Below are 22,105 nucleotides of genomic sequence, written 5' to 3'. Positions count from 1 at the left end.
TTAAATACGAGGGACGAACCCCAGAGATCTTATTTAGGATCATCCGGGGGAAAAAGGGACTTCCAGCACGAAATAGCGTTTATACGATTCGTTAGATTCGAAATTTCGCTATTTTTGGCAAAATAGCGTCTCCTCGATTCGTTAGCCGCCTCTCCCCATCCGAAACGGGAACCAGGCAAAAGCGGAGGACTGCAGCCAATTCCTCCCGGACCGCCGATTCTATTGAACGGTCTCGGCCGCAGTGGTATAAAGAGGAGAAGTCATTTGTACGCGCTTACAACTCGAGAGGCGCTTAATGCCCCGGTTTTGACTGAGAGAGTTGCGCCATTCCTAGAGCGATACATTCGGAGAGAGGGAGACGAGGCATGGGAACGAACGCCGGTCGATGGGCAGTCGGGAGGGTTCGGGCTTGGTTCTCCCAGATCCGGACGACGCTGCTCCTTAGTTATTTGATCGTCATTCTGCTGTGCATCGCGCTGGTGGGCACGGCTTCCTTCTATATCTCCTATGAGACGATGTCCGAGCGGATCGAATCGGCCGGCTCGCAGATCGTCGGCCAGATCGAGAACAACGTGGACAACGACTTCCACAGCAAGCGCAATCTGCTGCTCGCCCCCTATTACGACCAAGAGTATATCGACGGCATCAACTCCTATTCCGAGATGAACGACGAACAGCGGTTCCGGTTCCGCCAGGATCTCGTGAACCTGTACTTGAAGAGCTTCAACGCCACCCCGATTCGCGGCTTCAAGCGGTTCCAGATTTATTACAGCACCGGAGAGCTGCTCGGGGCTTCCGACGATTTCAAGCCTCCGGCCGAAGCGAAGGTGCGCAATTCCGATTGGTTCCTGCGCACGGCAGCCGCCGACGGGGGCGTCATCTTCATCGGAGCGGGCGGGGGAGACGGCCCGGAGAACACGGACGATTCGTACTATTCGTCGTCCATTCTGATCCGAGACTTTTCCAATCCCGAACGCTTCATCGTGGTTCGCGTCGAATACGGCGACGAGCTGTTCCGCGCGATCGGACAGAGCGACGAGCTGTCGTCGGGCAGCCGCATCATCGTGCTGGACCCGAACAACAAGCTAGTCTACGCGTCCGGGAGCTTGCAAGGCGGAGCCGCCGCCTCCGAGCTGGTCGAGCGCGTCACCGGAGACAAGGGCAAGTTCTGGTTCGAGAGCGGCGGCGAAGACATGCTCGTCACCTACACCCGGTCGGACTACTCGGCGTGGAAGATCGTGCTCGTTATGCCGAGAAGCGACATCTTCGGCCCGCTCGACCGCATCAAGACGACCGTGCTGTATACCGCCCTGGTCGCCTTCGCCTTCACCTTCCTTCTCTCCGTCCTGTTCGGAAGAAGCATCACGAAGCCGATTCTCCACTTGTACAAGACGGTCAACCGCCTCAAGCGGGGCGACTTCTCCGAACGGGTGGCGACCGGCCCGAACAACGAGATCGGACGAATCGCGATGAACTTCAACGCCATGCAGGACGAGCTTCAGGCGCTCATCGAGACGAAGTACGTCAACCAGATCAAGCTGCAGGAGATGGAGCTCAAGATGCTCTATTCGCAGATCAACCCGCATTTTCTCTATAACACGCTGGACAGCATCCGAGCCATGTCGGACTACTACAAGGTCGGCGAGATCGGGGAGATGGCGCAGGCGCTCGCGGACATGTTCCGCTACAACACGAGGAACCGCGACGAAGTCGTGACGCTGCAGGAGGAGCTGGAGCAGATCGACGCTTATATGAAAATACAAGGGATCCGCTTCGACGACAAAATCGTCTACGAATCGGACATCGAGGAAGAGCTGTACTCCTTCCCCATGCTGAAGATGACGCTGCAGCCGCTCGTGGAGAACGCGGTGTTCCACGGCATCGAGCGCAAGCGCGGGCGGGGAACGATCCGCATCTCCGCGCACAGGGAGGGGGACGGCGTTCACTTGACGGTCGCGGACGACGGAGTCGGCATCTCCGAGGAGCGTCTGAACGAGCTGCGGGCGAAGCTGGACTGGAAGCTGCACCGGGAGCCATGGCCGGACTCGGCATCGGAAGGCGGCATCGGAGTGCGCAACGTCTACACGCGTTACGCGATTCGCTACGGGGAGCGAATGTCGCTTCGCATCGACAGCCGGAAGGGCGTCGGCACCCGCATGACGTTTATCCTGCCCGACGAGAGAGAGCTCGAGCCGCCCTTCGCGAGGTCGGAATCTTCCACATAAACGGTCGATTTCTTGAATGGGAGAGAAGTAAGCGCTTCCCTATAATCGACTTGTAAGCGATTACTACTCGAAGGGGTTGCTCGAATGAAGAGGAATAGAGCGTTATCGCTGGTTATGATCGCAAGCTTGAGCGCGGCGGCATTGACCGCTTGCGGCGGCAACGGAGACGGCGGGGGAGCCGGCAACGGAGGAAGCGCTTCGTCGCCGGCGGCGAGCGGTTCGGCCGGCGCCAAGCCGGCGAAGGATCCGGTCACCCTGACCTTCGTCATCGCGAATACGGAAGACACGACGGCTTATACGAAGGTGTTCGACGCCTACGAGCAGAAGACGGGCAACAAGGTCGAGCTCCAGGCGCTGCCCGGAGGCGATTACGACAACCTGATCAAGACCCGCTTCTCCACGGGAGACTTCCCGGACTTGTTCCTCATGCAGCCCGGCACGAAGCAGTACGTGAAGCTGAGAGCGGACGAGACGCTGCACGAATGGACGAACGAGTCCGGCGTGTGGGACAACGTGATCGATTCCATCAAGCAGGCGCAGGTTCAGAACGACAAGATCTACGGCGTCCCTTACGGTTCGACGGGCATGATGGGCGTGTTCTACAACAAGGACGTCTTCGCCAAGGTCGGAGTCAACCCTCCGACGAACTACGCGGACCTGATCGAGATCGCGAAGAAAATCAAGGCGGCCGGAATCACTCCGTTCTACGAAGGCATCAAGGACGCATGGCCTCCGCAGGTGTTCTACTACACCGGTTGGGTGACGCAGGTCGATCCGGCGATCGGCGACGAAGGCGTCGCGAAGCTGAACTCGAACCAGCTCAAGCTGTCCGACATTCCGGAGCTGAGGGATCTGTTCGCGAAGCAGAAGGAGCTGAAGGAGCTCGGCCTGTTCCAGGACAACGTCATGTCCGGCACGTACGACGAGCTGCAGAACGAGTTCGGCGACGGCAAGGTGGCGATGACCTTCATGCTCGACGGAATCATCGCGCAGCTCGAGAAGAAGTTCGGCAAGGACTTCGTCGCGAACAGCCTCGGCTTCTTCCCGTTCCCGTCCGCGACGGATACGGGCACGGCGATGATTACGCCTCCGAACCAGCTGATGGTGCCCGAGAAGGCGAAGCACGCGGCCGAAGCGATCGAGCTCGTGAAGTTCATGCTCGAGCCGGCCAACGTCGACCTGTTCTACGCCAACAAGCCGGGCATTCCGATCTACAAGGGCGCGACGAGCGAGCTGTATCCGGCTCAAGAGGACGTCAAGAAGTACATCGACGAAGGCAAGTCCAAGGTCAACATCCAGAATCGCCTGACCCCGTCCTTCGTGGACTTCTCCAAGACGCTGCAGAACTTCTTCCTCGACGGCGATATCGACAAGGCGATCAACGAGTTCAGCTCCAACTATCAGAAGGACGGCAAGGCGAAGGTGCTGGAAGGCTTCTAAGCCGCGCGAGCCGCATCGGAGAGCCGGCCGGGGGTCGCTCGCCGCGGATTCGTACCGCGGACGAACGTCCCCCGAAGTCCGGCGGGAAGCCAAGGAGGGGAGCTCGTGGAGAGACGCAAATACCCGCTTTACTTTTCTTTTCCCGCGTTAGCCGTATTTCTTCTGTTCTTCATCGCCCCGACCTTCATCGGGATCTACTACAGCTTCACGGACTGGAACGTCAACGCCGACTCGATTCGATTCATCGGGCTCGACAATTACAAGGCGCTGTTCGAGGAGCCGAGACTCGGGAAGGCCTTGTCCAATACATTGATCTTCGCGGCCGCTGTGACGGTGCTTCAGAACGCGGTCGGACTCGGGCTCGCTCTTCTGATGAACGAAGCGATCCGGATGCGCAATCTGTTCCGCACGATCTTCTTCATGCCGTACGTGATCGCCCCGATCGTCATCGGCTACGTGTTCCGCGCCATCTATCACCCCGAGCACGGCATCGTGAACGAAGCGCTCGGCTGGATCGGGCTCGGCTCGCTCGGCCAGGATTGGCTGAACAATCCGAAGTGGGCGCTGTTCTCCATCATCGCGACCGATATTTGGCGGGTGGCCGGCTTCGCGATGGTCGTCTATCTGGCGGGGCTGCAATTCATTCCGAAGGATCTGACCGAGAGCGCGTCGATCGACGGGGCGAGCTACTGGCGCCGGTTCCGGCACATCGTTTTCCCCTTGCTCGCCTCTTCGTTCACGGTTAACGTGCTGTTGTCCGTCATCGGCTCGATGAAGGTGTTCGAGATGGTCATGGTGCTCACCGACGGCGGGCCGGGCTATACGACGGAAGTGTTCTACACCTACATCCGCAGCACGTTCAGCATGGGGCAGATGGGGTATTCGACGGCGATCAACCTGGTGCTGTTCGTTCTCGTGACGCTCGTCGGCGTGCCCGTGCTGACGGCCTTGAAGAAGCGGGAGGTGGAGATGTAATGGAGCATCCGGGCCGCAAAACGATCGTCACCCTCGTCGTCGTCCTCGGAGCGCTCGTCATCCTGGTGCCGTTCTACCTGATTCTCGTCAACTCCTTCAAGGGAATTCGCGAATCCGCCTTGTTCGGGATGGGCTTGCCCTCCGAGTGGAACTTCGACAATTACCGGGAAGTGTTCGAGCAGGGCCATATCGTTCGCGGGTTCAAGAACAGCTTCCTGATCTCGGGGCTCGTCGTCGTCTGCGTGACGCTGTTCGCTTCGATGGCGGCGTTCGTCATCCAGCGCAGGGACGACCGCTTCATGCGCGGCGCGTACCTCGCCTTCATCATGGGGCTGATCGTTCCCGTGTCGATCGTTCCGACGATCCGGCTGATGGGCGACCTGCACATTCGCGGCACGTACTTCAGCCTAATCATGTATTACACGGCCGTGCTGCTTCCGTTCGCGGTGTTCCTGCTCGTCGGCTTCATGAAGCAGATTCCGCGGGAGCTCGACGAAGCGGCGCTGCTGGAGGGCTGCGGCTACTTCCGGCTGTACTGGCGGATCATTCTGCCGCTGCTCGTCACCGTGCTCGTCACGGTCACGATCGTCGTCATGGTGTCGGTCTGGAACGACTTCTTCGGGCCGTTCTATCTCATGACGGACAGCACCATGTGGACGATCGTGCTGCAGATCTTCAACTTCGTCTCGCTGTACAACACGAACTGGGGCATCGTCTTCGCCTTCATGGTCATCGTGATCGCCCCGATCCTGCTCGTGTACCTGCTGCTGCAGCGCTACATTATCGACGGGTTGACGGCGGGCTCGGTCAAGGGCTGACGAGGGCGATGGGCGACGGGTCGACGGCAGGTTCGACCATACGCTGACGAAGACGACTGGAACGGTCAAGAATGAACGGATTTACGCTAACGGATCGAATGAGGAAAAACGAAAGCCGAGGCAGAGGCGACGACTAGAGCGGCGAGGGGGCGGCGGCATGCGCAAGGTGCTGGTGGTCGACGACGAGAAGTGGATCCGGCGCGGATTGATCCAGCTCATACCATGGGAACGGTTCGGTCTGGAGCTGGCGGGAGAAGCGGCGGACGGCCAGGACGGCTACGAGCTCGCGCTGGCCGTGAAGCCCGACCTGCTGTTCCTCGATATGCGAATGCCGGGTCTCGAAGGCAAGGAGCTGCTCGGGAAGCTGCATCGGGAGCTGCCGGAGCTGATCACGATCGTCGTAAGCGGCTATTCCGACTTCGAATACACGAAGGAAGCGATCCGGCACCGGGCCTTCGATTACTTGCTGAAGCCGGTGAAGAAGGAGGAGCTGGCCGCCGTGCTGGAGAAGGCGATCGCCGAGCTGGAGCTTCGGGCGGAACGGCGATCCTCCGCCTCCGGGACCGGCGGCGCGGAGGGCGACTGGCTGCGGGGCGCGTTGACGAAGCGCGCGGGAGGCGAGGCGGCGGACGAAGGGGAAGCGAAGCCGCCGGCCGATTGGATTGAGGGCGAGTGCGTCGTCTTCGTCGCCCAGGAGGATGCCTTCCGCGACGAGGCGCCCGACGGAGCCGTCCTCGCGGAAGCCGTCCGCGGGCGGCTGGCGCAGTCGCGCGCCTTCCACTTCGGCGGCGGCTGGTCGTTCGCGCTGACGCCGGGGCCGGACGGCAGGGCCGAGCTCGTCGGCGCAATCGGCTCGAGGCGGCTGCTCGCGGGCGAGCTTGACCGGCTGCTCGCGGAGATCCGCGCCTGTCTCGGAGAATCGGCCGGAGCCGAATGCAGCCTGGGCGCGAGCCGCGCGGCGAGCTTGCTCCCCCGGGATCTGCAGGCGGCTTGCCGCGCGGCGCGAGAGGCGCTCGGGAGCCGCAGGCTGAACGAAGCCGGAAGGCTCGTACTGGCGGGCGGCGATGCCCGGCCGGGAGCGGCGGATCTTCCCCCGTATCCGCAGGATCGGGAGGCGGCGCTGCTGCTCGCGCTTCAGATGGGCGGCGAACAGGCGGTTTACGAGCAGTTCCGGCAGTTCCTCGCGGCGATCGCGTCCGACGAGGCGACCGTCGAAGGGATGCAGAGAAGCGCCGCCATGCTCGTCCATTCGATCGAGAAGCAGCTTCAGCGCTCGGGCGCAAGTCTCGAGAACGCGTGCGGACGATCTCCGCTCGCGTACTCCGAGCTGCTAAGGCAGCGCAACGACCGTGCCTCCGCGGGAGAGCTGTTCGAGCGGGAGATCCTTCCCGGCGCGCTGGCGCAAGGGAGCCGGGCGGGCGGCAAGCAGGGCGAGCGCCTCGTCAGGGAGGTCCAGAGGCTGGTCGAAGCCCATTACGACCAGGCGCTCTCGATCCAGCAGATCGCCGAGAGCCGCTTCGTCAACGCGGATTACTTGAGCCGCCTGTTCAAGAAGACGACCGGCCATACGTTCGTCGACTACCTGACGGATTACCGCATCCACAAGTCGATCGAGCTGATGAAGGTGCCGGCTTACAAAAATTACGAGATCGCGCGGATGGTCGGGTACGACGACTACCGGTATTTCAGCCAGATTTTCAAAAAGAAAACGGGCAAGACGATCGGCGAGTACCGGGGCCGGACCGAATGTGCGAGCCCTTGACGCGATCCATACAAGAGCTAAATAAGGAGAGAATCCGCGATGACACGTAGACAGATTCCCGACACGCTGACCTTGGAGGAGAGAGCCGGACACGCGCTGAACGCGATGGTCGGCATGGCCGACCGGGAGTACGGCGGCATTCCGTTCTTCGCCGCGAACCTGATGACCGATCCCGCCAATCTGACGCACGGCGATTGGGACTTCGGCTCCTCGCACGGACGCATGATCGACGGCATGATTCTGGCGAGGCACATGTCCGGCGAGACGTTCGGCGCCGAGACGGAGCAGCGCTACCGCGACAACCTGATGTCGTTCTTCAAGGAAGACGGGCTGAGCTACCGGCAGACGAATCCGAATTACGACTGGGAGCCGAACGCCAACCTGATCGACCAGCGCGCGGTCATTCTGTCGCTGACGACCTGGTTCATGGCGACCGGCGACGCGAAGGCGAAGGAAGCGGCCGACCGCCACGTCGCCGCGCTGAAGCGGATCGCGATCAAGGAGCGCGAGGTGTGGTACTATCCGGCGTCCGAATACAAGGAGGGCGGCTGGCCGTCCGCGAACGCCGCGCAGCTGCGCCTCGCTCCCGATCCGGCCGCGTTCTGCGGGCGGCTCGTCATGCCGCTGCTGAAGTACCACGAGCTGACAGGCAACCGCGACGCGTTCGAGCTGTGCCAGTTCTTCGTCGCGCTGATCGTGGAGCGCAGCGGCGTGTTCAACAAGGACGGCAGCTTCAACGACGCTCTGGCTTACCGGAGCGGGCACTTCCATACCCGGCTCGGCACGCTGGACGCGATCGCGCGATTCGGAGCCTTCACGGGCGACGCCTCGCTGATCGCGTTCGTCGAGAAGAGCTACGCATGGGCTCTGACGCAGTGCACCGCCTTCGGCTGGACCCCGGGAGACATGAAGGAGCAGGCTTACGAGCACGAGACGTGCTCGCTCGTCGACCTGATCGCGACCGGCATTACGCTCGCGAAGAGCGGCTACACGAAGTATTGGGGCACGGTGGAGCGCTTCATCCGCAATCATCTGACCGAATCGCAGCTGCTCGATCTCGATTGGGTGAGGGAGACGGACGACCGTTCCCGGAACGTCGCGGGCAAAATCAGCTACACGAACGTGGCCGCCAGCACGAGGGGGGCGTTCGCCGGCTATTCCGCCCCGAACGACTTCTGCTGCGACGTGAACCACGGACGGGGGCACACGAACGACTTGCAGATCTGCTGCCTCGGCTCGGGAACGCGCGGGCTCTACATGGGCTGGAGCAACACGGTGACCGAGAAGGACGGCAAGATCAGCGTCAACTTCCTGCTGAACCGCGGCTCCAAATGGCTCGACATCGAATCGCATCTGCCGCACGAAGGCAAGGTCGTGCTGCGCGTGCACCGGGATTTGCCGTCGCTTCAGGTTCGAATTCCGGAGTGGGCGGGCTTCGCCAAGGTCCGGTTCGTCCGCGAGCGGGACGGATCGGCGACGGAGGGGCGCGGCTCGGAGCCGAGCCGCTGGGTGAAGGAGTGCTTCCTGCAGCTGAACGAGGCGTACGCGGGGGAGACGATCACGATTACGTTCCCGCTGTCCGAGCGCACGACGGTGGAGACGGCGATCGGCCAGACGTTCGTGACGCAGTGGCGGGGCGACGACGTCGTCGGCATCGCGCCGAGCGGCACGAAGCACCCGCTCTATACCGGACGCCGCGTCTTCGACGAGGCCCCGATGCGCGAGGGAGAGCTGCGCCGCCTCGAGAACGAGCTCGTATGGTAAGTCCGATGGCTAGGCCAGGGAGGGAGAGGTCACAATGAGAACGGTCGTTGCCGTATATACGGGCCAAGGCTTGGCCGACCCGTTGAAGAAGGTGTTCCAGGAGCTGCTGCCGGACGTTCGGCTCGTCAACATCATCGACGACAGCCTGATCGGCGACGTCGTGAAGGCGGGGCGCGTCCCGCCGGGAGTGGCAAGAAGACTCGTGCAGTATTACCGCCACGGCGAAGAGCTGGGGGCCGACGTCATTCTGAACACGTGCTCGTCCGTCGGGGAAGTCGCGGACATGGCGAGGCAGCTGATCGGCGTTCCGATCGTCAAGATCGACCAAGCGATGGCGGCCGCCGCCGCGGCCCGATACGACCGGATCGCCGTGCTGGCGACGCTGCCTTCCACGCTCGAGCCGACGATGAGGCTGATCGAGAAGGAGGCGAGGGCGGCCGGACGCGCCGTCGCGCTCGTGAACGGGCTCGCGGCGGGGGCGTTCGAAGCGCTGAACGGCGGCCGGCCGGAGGAGCACGACCGTCTGATTCTGGAGACGGCGGAGCGAGTCGCCGGCGAAGCGGACGTGATCGTGCTCGCCCAAGGCTCGATGGCCCGCATGGAGAGCAGGCTATCCGAAGCGACGGGCAAGCCGGTGCTGTCGAGCCCGCGGCTCGGCGTCGAGCAGGTGCGCGAGGTGCTGGAGCGGTTCGCGGGTCTCGAAGGCGGAGAGGCGGGTGCCCGATGAGCGGCGTCTGGAACGGGAAGACGCCCGACGCTTCGGAGCTTGCGGAGCCGGATGAAGCCGCGCGGACTTCGGTGCCGGATGCGGGCGGTTCGCTTGCTTACGAGGACCGGGTCGTCGCGCTGTACCTCGTCGAGACGCCGTACTCGCTGGAGCGAGCGGCCGAAGTCATCGCCGGCGAGCAGTCGACCGGCACGTTCACCGCGGTGCCGGGCGAGACGGCGTCTCTGAAGGAGCGCCACGGGGCGCAGATCGAGTGGATCGTTCCACTCGAAGAGACGGAGGCGCCGACGCTGCCCGGAGCGAAGCTTCCGCCGGGGCATGACGGACGGTACCGCCGCGGCAAGATCGTCGTGTCGTATCCGCTCGTCAACTTCGGGCCTTCGATTCCGAACCTGATGAGCGCGATCGCGGGCAATCTGTTCGAGCTTCAGGAGCTGTCGGGTCTGAGGCTGCTCGACATCGAGCTGCCGGAGGCGTTCGCCCGGCGTTACCCGGGGCCGAAGTTCGGCTTGGCCGGAACCCGCTGGCTGACCGGCGTCTACGGCCGCCCGATCATCGGCTCGATCGTGAAGCCGAGCGTCGGCTTGTCGGCCGAGGAGCTCGGCCGTCTCGTCTACGAGCTGGCCATGGCCGGCCTCGACTTCATCAAGGACGACGAGCTGAACGCGAATCCGCCCTACCTGCCGCTGGACCGGAAAGTTCGGGCGGTCATGGAAGCGATCGAGAGGGCCGCGGACGCCACGGGCAAGAAGACGATGTACGCGTTCAATATTACCGGCGACATCGACGAGATGCGCCGCCACCACGACGCGGTCGTCGCGGCGGGAGGCAACTGCGTCATGGCGAGCGTCCTGAGCGTCGGGTTCGCCGGTCTCGCGCACCTGAACGGCTACAGCGAAGTGCCGATCCACGCGCACCGCAATCAGTGGGGGATGCTCACGCGCTGCCCGGGGCTCGGCATGGAATTCGCCGCCTTCCAGAAGCTGTGCCGGCTGGCGGGAGCCGACCATCTGCACGTGAACGGGCTCGACAGCAAGTTCTACGAGAGCAACGAATCGGTCGTTCGCTCGATCCGGGCGTGCGCGTCCCCGCTGTTCGGCGGCTACGAGACGGTGCCGGTCGTCTCTTCCGCCCAATGGGCGGGCTCGGCTCCGGCCACGTACGAAGCGATCCGCAGCGTCGACGTCATGCACCTGGCGGGCGGCGGCATGCTCGCCCATCCGGACGGTCCCGCAGCCGGCTTCGCGAGCATGCGCCAAGGCTGGGAGGCGGCCGCCGCGGGCATCCCGCTCGGGGAATACGCGGCGACCCGTCCCGAGCTGGCCCGCGCGATCGAGAAATACGGGAAGGGCTGAGGAGAAATGGCTAGCATTCGAAATCGAAACGAGGGAGGAGGGGGCCGCGGCGAGCGGCCCCTGATCGGTTATTACGGAGACGACTTCACCGGGTCGACGGACGTGCTCGAAGCTCTGTTCCGCCAAGGGCTTCGGACGGTGCTGTTCCTGGACCCGCCGGAGGAAGGGACGTTGTCCGGGATAGGGCCGAAGGCGAAGTTCGCCGATCTAGACGCGTTCGGCGTCGCCGGGGTCGGCCGTTCTCTCTCCCCGGAGGAGATGGAACGGGAGCTGCCCCCGATCTTCGAACGGTTGAAGCAGGCCGATCCTGTCATCGTGCATTACAAAATCTGCTCGACGTTCGATTCGTCGCCGGGCACGGGGAGCATCGGCAAGGCCGCGGAGCTCGGCCGCTCCCGCTTCGGCGGACGGTTCGTTCCGCTGCTCGCGGGGGTTCCCTACCTCGGGCGCTATACGGTGTTCGGCCATCACTTCGCCGCGTCGCCGGACGGGGAAGTTCATCGGCTCGACCGGCATCCGACGATGTCGCGGCATCCGGCGACGCCGATGGACGAGTCGGATTTAAGGAAGCATCTTGCGAATCAGACGGCGTTGAAGGCATCCCTGATGGATATCTCCGCGCTGGATGCCGTTCCCGAAGTCGCGGGCGATAGGCTGGAGAAGCGGATCGAGGAGGAGAATCCCGATCTGGTTCTGTTCGACGTGCTCGACGAGCGGCGGCTGGCCGTTGCGGGAGAGTTGATCTGGCGAGAGGCCCGAAGGCAGGGAGGCGGGCTTTTCGTCATCGGCTCGTCCGGGGTGGAGTACGCACTCGGCGCGGCTTGGCGGGCTTCGGGCCGGCTGCCGCCGTCTTCGGCAGCTTCGGGATCGTCGATATCGGCGAAGCCCGTCGATCGCTTGCTGGTCGTGTCGGGGAGCTGTTCGCCCGCGACGGCGAAGCAGATCGCCGAAGCGGAGGAGGACGGCTTCGCCGCGATCCGGGTGCCGGCGAGCGACCTGATTCGTCCCGTGACGGCGGAGGAGACGCGGGCGCGGCTGCTCGCGGAGGCGCAGGCGTCGCTGGACGAAGGGCGCAGCGTCGTTCTGTATTCCGCCCGCGGGCCGGACGATCCGGACATCGGCGCGCTGCGGCGAACGCTCGCGGAGCTGGGGCTGCGGCCGGAGGACAGCAGCCGCCTGCTCGGGGCGGAGCTGGGCGAGCTCGCCCGCAAGCTCGCGATCGAAGCCGGGCTTGGCCGCATCCTGGTCGCGGGAGGCGATACGTCCGGGTACGTCGCCCGCGCGCTCGGCATCTACGCCCTCGAATGCCGGCAGACGCTCGCGCCGGGGGTGCCGCTGTGCCGGACTTACTCGGAAGACGAGGCGCTCGACGGGCTCGAGCTGGTGCTGAAGGGCGGCCAGGTCGGGGGCGAGCGGTTTTTCCAGCGGGTGAAGAGAGGCGGGGGCGAGATTCGATGAACGACAACAACCCGATGTACAAGGCAAACTCGATGGCAACCTCTAAAGGAACCTCAAATGGAACTTCAAATGGAACCTCAAATGGAACCTCAAATGGAACCTCGAAGACAACCGCGGAGGAGATCGCCGTCCCGCCCGATTGGGCGAACCTGGAAGTTCTCGAGAGGAACGCGGAGCCGCCGCGAGCGGATCTGATTCCGTACGCGGGGCCGGACGACGCGATAACCGGCGAGCGGGAGCGTTCGCCCTACTTCCGACTTCTGAACGGAGATTGGAGGTTCCGTTATTCCGAATCGCCTGCCGACGCCCCGGAAGGGTTCGAACGCGGCGACTTCGAGGATGAGGATTGGGATCTGCTTCCGGTTCCTTCGAATTGGCAGATGCACGGCTACGGCATCCCGCACTATTCGAGCTGCCCGTATCCTTTTCCCATCGATCCGCCGTTCGTCCCCGCGAATAATCCGGTCGGCTGTTACCGGACCTCGTTCTTCGTTCCCGACGGGTGGGAAGGAAGAAGCGTCCGGCTTCTGTTCGAAGGCGTCGATTCGGCTTACCACGTCTGGCTGAACGGGAGCCCGATCGGCTATTCGCAAGGAAGCCACTTCACGGCCGAATTCGACGTGACGGAAGCGCTGCGACCGGGAGAGAACCGGCTGGCGGTCCGCGTCTGCCAATGGTCGGACGGCAGCTACCTGGAGAGCCAGGATAAGTGGCGTTTGAGCGGCATTTTCCGAGACGCGTATTTGATCGCCCTGCCTGCGGTCACGGTGCTGGACGCGTTCGCGAAGACGAGCTGGCTGACGGACGGGAGTTCGGCCGAGCTCGAGGTGTCGCTGCAGTTGGGTCACGTGTATGGCGAAAAGGAGAGGTCCAGCCGCCTCGAAGCCGTTCTGCTCGATCCCGAGGGGAGCGTCGCGCTGAACGTCGAAGGTCCGGCAGCGACTCCGCTTCGTCCGGGCGAACGAAGAGAGCTCCGCCTGCGCGGGACGATCGCGTCCGCGAAGCCGTGGACGGCCGAGACGCCGAACCTGTACACGCTGCTGCTGAAGGTTACGGACGAGAACGGCCGCCTGGCGGAAGTCAAACGGATCGGCGTCGGCTTCCGGGATATTCGCATCGACCGGGGACGCTTGCTTGTGAACGGCCGTCCGATCGTCGTCAAGGGAGTGAACCGCAACGAATTCGATCCGCGGAGCGGCTACGTGACGACGAAGGAAGCGATGCTCGCCGATATTCTTCTGATGAAGCGGCATCACATCAACGCGGTCCGGCTGTCGCACTATCCGAACGACCCGAGGTGGCTCGACCTGTGCGACCGCTACGGCCTGTACGTCATCGACGAGACGGATCTGGAGACGCACGGCTTCCACTTCGTCGGCGACGAGGGCTTCCTGTCCAAGCGGCCGGAGTGGAGGGAAGCCTTCGTGCAGAGGGCGAGGCGGCTGGTCGAGCGGGACAAAAATCACCCTTCCGTCATCGTCTGGTCGCTCGGCAACGAATCCGGCTACGGCCCGAACCACGACGCGATGGCGGACTGGATCCGGCAGGCGGACGGAACGAGGCCGATCCACTACGAGCGCGCCTACGACGCCCCGGTCGTCGATATCGTCAGCTCGATGTACCCGGCCGTCGGGACGGTAATCGAGGAAGGTCTTAAGGACGACCCGCGGCCGTACCTGATGTGCGAATTCGGTCATGCGATGGGCAATTCGACCGGCAACCTCCAAGAATATTGGGACGCGATCTACGAATATCCCCGGCTGCTGGGAGGACTCGTCTGGGAATGGATGGACATGGCTATCGAATCGGTTGCTCCGAATTCCGCCGGTTCGACGGACGGGGGCGGGAAGGCGTACCTGTACGGCGGGGACTTCGGGGACGCGCCGCACAGCGGGCCGTTCTGCCTGGACGGGCTGCTATTCCCGGACCGGACCCCGAAGGCTTCGCTGCTGGAATGCAAGAAGGCGATCGAGCCGGTCAAAATCGTATCCTGGAACGAGGAGACGGGGGAGCTCGTTCTGGCGAACCGATACGACTTCGCGACGCTGGAGCATCTGGAAGGAGAATGGACGCTGCTTCGGGACGGGGAGGCGCTGAAGAGCGGGAAGCTGCCCGTTCTGCGGACGCCCGCCGGCGAGCGGGAATCGCTTCGGCTCGCTTCGAGGGCGGAGCTGCCGGAAGAAGCCGGTGAAGGAGAATACGGGCTTCGCGTTCGGTTCGTTCTCCGCGAGAGAACCTCTTGGGCGGACCGCGGGTTCGAGGTCGCATGGGCGGATCTGCCTCTAGGCATCGTCGATAAGACGGAAGAGGCCGGGTCTGCCGCGACCCGCCTGGCTTCATCGGCCGGCGCGATGCCGCAAGCGCTTCGAGTCGAGCGGTCCGCGAATCGGATAACCGTCCGCGGCGACGGGTTCTCGTTCGTCTTCGACTTGGCGAAGGGACGGCTCGCGAGCTGGTCGGTCGCGGGCCGGGAGCTGCTGCTCGCCTCCCCGCAGGTGAACCTCTGGCGCGCTCCGGTGGATAACGACGTTCATCTGGCGAAGAGGTGGGTCGCGGCCGGCTACGACCGTCTCGAGCAGGAGGTGCGGCATACCTCCTTCGAACGGCTCGAAGCGGACGGCTCGGTTCGCTTCCATGCGGAATTCGCGCTGGGGGCGAAGGGGGAAGGCATGGCGTTCCGCGCCCGTCTCGGTTACACGGCGAACGCATTCGGCGAGCTCCTGGCGGAGGCGGAGCTCGAGCCGCTGCGCGACGATCTGCCGCCGCTGCCGCGCTTCGGGCTCGAGCTGAGCTTGCCTCGCGAGCTCGACCGCATGTCCTGGTTCGGCAGAGGACCGCACGAATGCTACGCCGACCGGAAGGAGAGCGGCAAGCTCGGCTTCTACGAAGGCTTGGTGGCGGAGCAGTTCGTGCCGTACATCAAGCCGCAGGAGAACGGGAACAAAGCGGACGTGCGCTGGGTCCGCTTCGAGGACGAGGGCGGCTTCGGGCTTCTCGCCGTCGCGGCGGGGGCTCCCATGAACGCCAGCGCCCATCATTACGCGACCGCCGATCTGGCGAGCGCGAAGCACGTCCACGAGCTGACGCCGCTCGAAGAGACGATCGTCAAGCTCGACGCCGCGCAGAGCGGGCTCGGCAACCATAGCTGCGGCTACGTCCGACGCTGGAGAAGTACCTGCTGCCCGCATCGGAGCGGAGATCCTTCTCCGCGGTTCTCTCGCCTACGCGCTTGACCGGCGCGATCGGGAGGACGCGGTAACTACCGATGGTATAGGTCGGACTATACTTGAGGGTAATATCCTTCCTGCGGCATACTTCCTATACTTGCAAGTATGGCGCCAAGAAGAAGGGAAGGAATGTTTGCCATGGGAATGGGAGCTCAACCGATTTCGCCCGCCGAACGCATGGATTTCATGGACATCTTCAGAGGACTCGCGGTATTCGGCATCTTTTTCGTCAATATCCTGTACATGAGCACGCCGGATCTCTTCTACCAGCGGGGCGGCGCGCTTCCGGAAGAATCGGCGCTCGATCAAGGCATTCGTCTCGCCATCGATATGTTCTTAGCGGGGAAATGTTACCCGATCCTGTCCTTCTTGTTCGGACTCGGCTTCTTCCTGTTTATGAGACGATCCGAGCAAAAGGGGGAGCGAGCATACCGGCTTTTCTCCCGCCGGATGTTGATCCTATTCCTTCTGGGCATCGTGCATATGGCGTTTTTCTACAACGGCGACGTTCTGCATAATTATGCTTTGATCGGCTGTTTATTGATGCTGTTTTACCGGCGCAAAGACAAGACCGTGCTCGTCTGGGCCCTATCGATTCTTGTGGTCTATCTCGCTATGTTCTCGCTTGCCTTCCTTCAGCCGGAAGAGACTTTGAAGGCCGGCATGCTCACGAATGCGAAGATCGCTCAGGAGGAAGCAGCCGCCGCGATCGAAGTCAACCGGGACGGCGATTATGGCCAATGGTTGTCCTTCCATCTCCGGGAAGAGGTTCTCCCTAACCTGCAAGGGGAACAGATCGGTTACCCCAGCATGTTCGCCATGATGCTGCTCGGATTCTATTGCGGACGAATCGGCGTGTTCGAGAATATCGGAAAGTACGCGAGATTCATTCGTAGAATCCGAACGATATCCGGAACGGCAAGCCTCCTGACGGCGATCTTGCTGGGCTGCACGAGGCTGGGTTATATCGAATCGGGGGCGTATCAAGGACAGCTCGGCCAATTTCTGATTTACGGTTGCGGCCTGTTCCTTAGCTTCCTGTACCTCTCGGTGCTGACGCTGCTGATGACGAAGCCGGGCTTCGTGAATCTGCTTCAACCGCTGAAGTTCGCGGGGCGGATGAGTTTGACGAATTACCTTCTTCAGTCGGTCGTGTCGATAGGATTTTTTACAGGGCTCGGCTTGTATGCCACACTGAATTTTCTTGAGATCGTCGGGTATTGCTTGATCGTCATCGCGGTCGAAATCGGGTTTAGCCTCTGGTGGATGAACCGGATGCCTCTCGGCCCGATGGAATGGGTATGGCGGCGGTTCACGTACGGCAAGCTTCATCGGGCAAGGAAAGGCGGAAGCGTGTCAGCCTAAACGGCAGCCCTTCGCGCAACCGCTGGATTAGAAAAGCTGAACGGAGAGAAGGGCGGCGGTCGAGCCGAGCAGGCAGCCGACGGCGCAATCCGAAGGATAGTGGACGCCGAGATAGACGCGGGAGACGGCGATGAGGGCGGCGGCCGGGAGGACGACGCAGGCGGCCCACGATGCCGCGGCGGCGAAGGGGACGACGACGGAGAAGGCCGCCGTCGTGTGCCCGGACGGGAACGACGAATCGCGCAGGCTCTTGATGAGCAGATTCGCGTCCGGAAGCGCCAAGTAAGGGCGTTGGCGCTTGAGCAATCTCTTCGCGGCGAATCCGATCAGGAAGCTCGCCGACAGCGCGGCCAGGCTCTGCCAGCCGACGCGGCTCCAGGGCGCGGGAGCCAAGAGCGCCACCGTTAACGGCACGGCGATCGTAAACGCCGCGCCTCCCAGATGCGTGATCAGGCGCAGAAGCCGGTCGAGCAGCGCATTCCGTATTTTATCGTTGAACAAGCGGAACAGCCGGACATCCCATTCGCGCATTCGCTTCATGCCTCGGCTCATACCCGGTCACCTGCCTTATGCCGCGCGCGGGTGCGCAGCTCGATCGGGCGAAGGCCATAGAACAGCGCGAGTACGGCCATCAGAGCGGCGCTGACGACCACCGTCGTCGTCGCGCCGTACTGCTCGGCGATCCAGCCTCCGATCGCCGGACCGATCATGATGCCGATCCCTTCGACGCTGGACAGAACCCCCCATCCCGTACCCTTCTGCTCTTCGGGAACGAAGCGGGCCAGCAGAGCGTTCCAGGCCGGAAGCGCGGCCGCGCAGCTGAGGCCGAGCAAGACGGCCGCGGCCAGCGCGGCGGGCAAGCCGGAAGCGGCGAACAAGACGAGCAGCATGGAGACTGCCATCCCGGCGAAGCCGACGACGAGGAACCGCATGTGTCCGAACCGGTCGGCGAGCCACCCCATCGGGACAAGCAGCGCGACCGCGCAACCGCCGCCGGCGATCATGACGAGCGAATACTCCGACAAGCTGAGGCCGAGACTTCCGGTCGCGAAGGCGGGCAAGATCGGCACGAGCAATCCGACGGCGGCCATCTGCAGCACCATGCCGGGCAGAAGCGGCTTCATGGACCGGAGCTTGCGGCGGAGCTGGCCAATCTGCCGGCTCGCGGATAAACGCCGATTGCGGTGCTCGGCAGGGCGTTCGATCGGTCTCCATCCGGCGCCGAGAGCCCAGCCGAGGACGAGCAATCCGGCGAGCAGCCAGAACGAGAAGCCGTAGCCTCCGCGTTCGAGCGCAAAGTTGATCGCCACCGGACCCGCTCCGAGAGCGGACAGCCATACCGCATAGATAAGCCCGATCTGGCCGCCCCGCTGGCCTTCCTGCACCCGGCTCAGGCAGAGGAGCCATAGCGGCGACAGGCCGACGCCCAGCAAGGCGGCTCCCGCGACGAGCGTCCACGGCTGCGTTCCGGCGAAGGCGAGGCAGACTCCCGCCAACGCGCTGACGAACGAGACGTGCAGAAGCGCCCGGGAGGAGAAGCGGTCGAGGAAGAAGCCGGCGGCGATCTTGATCGCCGTATCCGCCGCGTAATGGATCGAGACCGCTAGACCTGCCGCGGCGGCCGAGAAGCCGAGCTTCTCCGCCGCGTAAATAGGCAAGAACGAGATCAAGAAGGCGCTGCGCGCGAACTCCGCCAGGAACAGAACGAAGGCGAGAGGAAGCAGCGCCGTTTGCGTTGTCCCTCGAAGGTTACCCGTCATAAGCCATTCGCTCCTCTCTCCGATAGGAATCCGCGAAGTCCGGTTCTAGGTGCCGCGCGGCGAGCGGGCGCAGCCTGCGATCCATGTCATCGGCGATCATCGCTGCCGCATCCCCTCCGTTCAACTCCCTGTACCTTCGGGCCATCCGCTCCCGGATCTCGGAGCGCTCCAGCAGCCTCGCCGCCTGATCCGTCAATTCCGCCGCGTTATACGCGATGCGGGCCGCTCCTTGGGCCAGGAAGTAGCGGGCGTTCTCCAGCTCTTGACCGGGCTGCGGCTTGTAGATCAAGAGCGGGGTTCCCGCCTGTACGGCCTCGGTCAGCGTGATGCCGCCCGCCTTCGTCACGATGCAGCTCGCTCTGCGCATGAGTTCGGGCATCGTCTCTACGAATCCGTGCACGGTTACCCGCGCTTCCCGCTTGAAGTCGCGTTCCAGCTCGCGACGCAGCTTGTCGTTCCGCCCGCATACGACGTCGATCCGGATGCCCGGCAGGCGCAGCAGCAGCTTGACCGAGCGAAGCGTGTCGGCGATCGTCGCATGGGTTCCCGACAGGTAGAGGATGGTTCCCGGCGGCTTCCGGCCGCTTGCCGGGGCGAAGCCCGCGCTGTCCGCGCTGCCGATTGCGCTGTCCCCGCCATCCATTGCGCAGTCCCCGCCGTCGATCGCGCTATCCGTGCCGTCGATCGCGCTATTCGCGCCGCCGCTCTCGCTATCGGCGGCCCGTCGCAATCCCGCGCGGAACGTCTCCCGCACCGGGATGCCGCTGACGACGATGCGGCCGCGGTCGACGCCGCGCTCCTTCAGCTCCGCGGCGAGCTCGGCCGTCGCCGCGTAATAGCGGTCCGCCTGGGTCTGAAGCCAGCGGTTGTGAAGATGATAGTCGGTAATGACGGTGAACACCGGCACGTATAGTCCGGCTCTTCGCAGCGCGGCGCCGACGCCCCCGAACGGGAACGTGCAGACGACGGCAGCGGGACGATCGGCCTTGACGGCTTGAAGCAGCGTTCTGCGCCCGAGCCCGTTCAGCCAGCGGACGCCGGGATGGCGTTCGTCCATATGCTGCGTGATCCGGTAAGTCCAGCCGTAATAATCGAAGCCAAGGGAGGAGAACAACGGGCTCCGCTTGTACAAGTAGCGGGCCAGCGCGTTCAACCGCGGGTGCGCCTCCCGGAACAGATCGAGAATGCGCACGCCGTACCCTTGGCGGACGAGCGATTCCCGGAGCGCTTCGGATACTTGCAAATGGCCTTCCCCGTAGGCGGCCGTCAGAATCAGGATGGAAGATGGCGTCTTCATGGCGATACCGACTCCTTTAATTTCGCTGATCTCATCATAAGAGAACCGGCAACGCCGGGAAATGAACGGAAGGCCGAACCGGGGTAGACCGAGGTCTAGTTCGATACGAGGCTTGCGTCGGGCACGATCGCGGACCGGAATGAGCGGGAAGGGGCGGGATTCGTGATGATTTCGTGAACGAACGCTCGGCGAAGCGGCTTGCGGGAGCGGCACCCGCCGTCAATATGCAACCTCCTCGGACAAGCTATCGTACTTAACGTCAAGGAGGCGGTGTCGACCAAGGGAAGAGCGGAACGGACGGAGCGGAAGAGAACCTTCTATGATGGGAAGCCGATCGAGCTGCAATCGATCGGGGAAGTCGCGGACTACGAGTCGAGTCAAAACGATATAAACGGAGTGGCAGCGCCCATGCGAACGAAACCAGCGAATACTGTACTCATAGCGGACAACCATCTAGAATCGAGAGAGGAATTACGGTTGCTGCTCCAGCTTGACGCCGAGATGGAGATCGTGGCGGAGACGGATAACGGGGCGGAAGCGATCCAGCTCTCCGCGGCCCTGAATCCGCGAATCGCGCTGATCGATCTCGAATTGAGAGATATGGGCGGCATGCAGGCCGCCAGGCGAATCAAATCCGAACATCCCGGGATGACGATCGTGATTCAAGCCGAATCCGCGGACGTCCGGTTGTTCTTCGAGGCCCTCAAGGCGGGGGCGCAAGGCTATTTGCTCAAATCTCTGCACCCCGCTTCGCGACATGAGTATTTAAGATCGATCCTGATCGAAGGGGCTACTCTGTCGCGCGAGATCGGGTATCAAATTCTGGAGCCGTTCGTGGCCGGGAATCCTTCCCGCAACGGCAAGGTCCCGTTGACGCCGATCGAGACGGCCTTTGTCCGCTATTTATGCCAAGGGTATCGGAATCAGGAGATCGCGGCAGCGATGCTGCTTACCGAGAGCGCGGTCAAGATCGTCCTGAAGGATATTCTGTTCAAGCTGAAGCTGAAGAATCGGCTTCAACTCGTTCGATACGCCTACGAGACGGGGATTTATTCGACAGACGCGACACCAAATGGTGACCTATAATCAATGGGCCGGACGGCGGTAACATTGGCGAACTAGAGAAGGGTATCGGAACATTAACGCGATATTCCAAGATTGGGGGAGTCCATGGAGATGGGCTCTCCTTTTCTTTTTCCCTCGAATACTATGAGTCCTAAAGGAGTGGGTGCGTTGACGAAGATCGCCATCGCCGCGGTAGGGGATCTGTTGATGAAAAGGAAGATGATCGCCTCGGCCGCCCGAAATAAAGGATTCGCGCCGATCTTCGCCAAGGTGAAACCGTACCTTAGGAATGCCGATTTAACGATCGGCAATCTGGAGACGACCTTCTCCGGCAGCTCGTTCCGCGCCGAACCCGGGAAGCTGCTGTTCAGCGCCCCGGACGCATTCGCGGCCGAGCTCCGGAACCTGGGCTTCGGCGTATTAGGCACGGCCAACAATCATTGTATGGACGGGAAGGTATCCGGATTGAAGCGGACATTAGACGTTCTCGACCGTTACGGTCTGCGCCATACGGGCACGAATCGCTCCGTCCGGGAAGCCCGCCGGCAACTGATCGTTAACGTTAAAGGGATTAAAATCGGAATTTTGGCTTACACGAAAGGGACTAACGGGATTCGGGTTCCGAAGCCTTGGCTGGTCAACCGTATAAACCGGACTAAGATGATCGAGGACGTTCGCCGCTTAAAAAAGAGAACGGATTTTAGGATCGTTTATTTGCATTTCGGCAAAGAATTTCGAATGTATCCCGACCGCGGCCAAATCCGGCTTATGCAGCTGTTGTTCAAGAATGGGGTGAACGTCGTCCTGGGTGCTCACCCTCATGTGCTGCACCCGATAAGAATGTTTAACCTGAATTTCGAAAGTACT

General features: G+C 62.8%; 16 protein-coding genes. 13 read left to right on the top strand and 3 right to left on the bottom strand.

All coding sequences use genetic code 11. From position 1 onward, the window contains the following. Positions 1-365 precede the first annotated feature (365 nt). The 11 genes from H7B90_RS00080 to H7B90_RS00030 all read left to right on the top strand — a co-directional run bounded on the left by H7B90_RS00080 (position 366) and on the right by H7B90_RS00030 (position 17,116). Complete coding sequence (locus H7B90_RS00080) at positions 366-2,225, top strand: cache domain-containing sensor histidine kinase (RefSeq protein ID WP_185133825.1); 1,860 nt, start codon at positions 366-368, stop codon at positions 2,223-2,225. An 84-nt stretch (positions 2,226-2,309) separates the two neighbouring features. Beyond that, positions 2,310-3,665, top strand: coding sequence for an ABC transporter substrate-binding protein (locus tag H7B90_RS00075; protein WP_185133824.1), 1,356 nt, complete (start codon positions 2,310-2,312; stop codon positions 3,663-3,665). Positions 3,666-3,770: 105 nt separating this feature from the next. Beyond that, the gene (locus H7B90_RS00070) at positions 3,771-4,640 is read left to right on the top strand and encodes a carbohydrate ABC transporter permease (protein ID WP_185133823.1); all 870 of its coding nucleotides are present in this window, start codon (positions 3,771-3,773) and stop codon (positions 4,638-4,640) included. Then, a complete protein-coding gene (locus tag H7B90_RS00065) occupies positions 4,640-5,458 on the top strand; it encodes a carbohydrate ABC transporter permease (protein ID WP_185133822.1) in 819 nt (272 codons plus the stop codon). The genes H7B90_RS00070 and H7B90_RS00065 overlap by 1 nt, the downstream gene beginning before the upstream one ends. A gap of 157 nt (positions 5,459-5,615) precedes the next feature. Beyond that, the gene (locus H7B90_RS00060) at positions 5,616-7,220 is read left to right on the top strand and encodes a response regulator transcription factor (RefSeq protein ID WP_185133821.1); all 1,605 of its coding nucleotides are present in this window, start codon (positions 5,616-5,618) and stop codon (positions 7,218-7,220) included. Positions 7,221-7,259: 39 nt separating this feature from the next. Next, entirely contained in the window at positions 7,260-8,984 is a 1,725-nt protein-coding gene (locus tag H7B90_RS00055) for a glycoside hydrolase family protein (RefSeq protein ID WP_185133820.1), read from the top strand. Positions 8,985-9,018: 34 nt separating this feature from the next. Next, complete coding sequence (locus H7B90_RS00050) at positions 9,019-9,711, top strand: aspartate/glutamate racemase family protein (protein ID WP_185133819.1); 693 nt, start codon at positions 9,019-9,021, stop codon at positions 9,709-9,711. Further along, entirely contained in the window at positions 9,708-11,066 is a 1,359-nt protein-coding gene (locus H7B90_RS00045) for a ribulose-bisphosphate carboxylase large subunit family protein (RefSeq protein ID WP_185133818.1), read from the top strand. The genes H7B90_RS00050 and H7B90_RS00045 overlap by 4 nt, the downstream gene beginning before the upstream one ends. Before the next feature lie 6 nt (positions 11,067-11,072). Next, positions 11,073-12,524 carry a four-carbon acid sugar kinase family protein gene (locus H7B90_RS00040; RefSeq protein WP_185133817.1) on the top strand — a complete coding sequence of 484 codons (1,452 nt, stop codon included), beginning with the start codon at positions 11,073-11,075 and terminating at the stop codon, positions 12,522-12,524. Between the two features lie 32 nt (positions 12,525-12,556). Beyond that, entirely contained in the window at positions 12,557-15,757 is a 3,201-nt protein-coding gene (locus H7B90_RS00035; protein WP_185133816.1) for a glycoside hydrolase family 2 TIM barrel-domain containing protein, read from the top strand. A 180-nt stretch (positions 15,758-15,937) separates the two neighbouring features. Beyond that, complete coding sequence (locus tag H7B90_RS00030; RefSeq protein ID WP_185133815.1) at positions 15,938-17,116, top strand: DUF418 domain-containing protein; 1,179 nt, start codon at positions 15,938-15,940, stop codon at positions 17,114-17,116. Between the two features lie 27 nt (positions 17,117-17,143). On the opposite strand, the gene H7B90_RS00025 is transcribed toward H7B90_RS00030, so the two are convergent. The 3 genes from H7B90_RS00025 to H7B90_RS00015 are packed head-to-tail and all read right to left on the bottom strand — an operon-like array spanning position 17,144 to position 20,173. Continuing rightward, entirely contained in the window at positions 17,144-17,647 is a 504-nt protein-coding gene (locus tag H7B90_RS00025) for a phosphatase PAP2 family protein (protein ID WP_246578762.1), read from the bottom strand. A gap of 17 nt (positions 17,648-17,664) precedes the next feature. After that, complete coding sequence (locus tag H7B90_RS00020) at positions 17,665-18,876, bottom strand: MFS transporter (protein WP_185133813.1); 1,212 nt, start codon at positions 18,874-18,876, stop codon at positions 17,665-17,667. After that, the gene (locus H7B90_RS00015; RefSeq protein ID WP_185133812.1) at positions 18,866-20,173 is read right to left on the bottom strand and encodes an MGDG synthase family glycosyltransferase; all 1,308 of its coding nucleotides are present in this window, start codon (positions 20,171-20,173) and stop codon (positions 18,866-18,868) included. The genes H7B90_RS00020 and H7B90_RS00015 overlap by 11 nt, the downstream gene beginning before the upstream one ends. 408 nt (positions 20,174-20,581) lie before the next feature. Here H7B90_RS00015 and H7B90_RS00010 point away from each other — a divergent pair, with 408 nt between their 5' ends. Further along, on the top strand, positions 20,582-21,259 hold the full coding sequence (locus H7B90_RS00010; protein WP_185133811.1) for a response regulator: 678 nt from the start codon (positions 20,582-20,584) through the stop codon (positions 21,257-21,259). Between the two features lie 84 nt (positions 21,260-21,343). Further along, the coding region (locus tag H7B90_RS00005; RefSeq protein ID WP_260410611.1) for a CapA family protein at positions 21,344-22,105 on the top strand (762 nt) is incomplete at its 3' end.

This window comes from Cohnella xylanilytica (assembly GCF_014212175.1).
In the GTDB taxonomy this organism is placed as follows: domain Bacteria; phylum Bacillota; class Bacilli; order Paenibacillales; family Paenibacillaceae; genus Cohnella; species Cohnella xylanilytica.
Note: the sequence above shows the minus strand (reverse complement) of the source record. Positions and strands in the feature narration are given on the sequence as shown.